Here is a 1,051-nt window from a genome sequence, read left to right on the forward strand (position 1 = left end):
TATAAGAATGAACACCCGCATCGCGTAACAGTTGTACGATTTCATCCGGAACGGTGCCCAAATCTTCCCCAATAACACTGCAATGATGGCGATGTGACTCTAACGCAAGAATTGCGAGCATATCCTTAACGGGGTAGTAAACGTATGCGCCTTGAGTGGCATTTTCACCTTTCGGAATCCACCACAAACGTAACAAACCGAGCACATGGTCAATACGCAGTGCACCACAATGCTTCATATTTGCGCGTAATAATTTAATGTATGCATCGTAGGCCGTTGTTTGTAACGCCTGTGGATTTAATGGTGGTAGCCCCCAATTCTGGCCAAGGGGCCCAAGCACATCTGGCGGAGCACCAATACACGCATCTTGTACTAAGTTACCATGATCCGCCCACGTTTCCGCACCCGCATCAGACACACCAACAGCCAGATCACGATACAGCCCGACTGTCATGCCCTTTTCATCAGCCAGAGCTTGCACTTCATGAATTTGTGTATCGGCAACCCATTGCAAATACATATATAACTGCACCTGCTCTTGATGTTCCTCAATGTATTTTTGCACTGCCACATTATCAAAGTGACGGTATTTTTCAGGGAAAACCGGCCACCCCCATACGGAATCATCTTGGGTATGCAAATCAATATGCAACGCATCAAATGCGGCTTGATGCCGTAAACTATCGCCGCCTTGTTCTACAAAGTTTAAAAATTCTTGTGCTCGATCAGTATTTTTGTCTAAATGACGTGTTTTAAACTCAGCAAAAAGAAGCGGTAAAATACTCATTTTAAGATTAGCGACTTCACAGTAATTAACCCAATGCGTCTCACGCACTTTCTGCAATCGCTGCTGAAATTCTTGGCTTCCCACTTGCTGCTGTGCCTGCGCACTTAGCGCAAATTCAGGTACTGAACTCACATCAATGTATAAAATATTCAACCAACGACGTGAAGATGGACTATATGGGCTCGCGCCTTCGGGATTAGCAGGAAATAATGCATGAATCGGGTTTAAACCAACAAAATCACCGCCGCGAGAGGCAATCTCTGC

General features: G+C 45.4%; 1 protein-coding gene. It reads right to left on the reverse strand.

Annotated features, from left to right (window positions below):
• Positions 1-1,051: 4-alpha-glucanotransferase (gene malQ, locus B7C60_RS18130; RefSeq protein ID WP_245868721.1), on the reverse strand; the 1,051-nt coding region annotated here is incomplete at both ends.

Source organism: Vibrio fujianensis (assembly GCF_002749895.1).
Lineage (GTDB): Bacteria > Pseudomonadota > Gammaproteobacteria > Enterobacterales > Vibrionaceae > Vibrio > Vibrio fujianensis.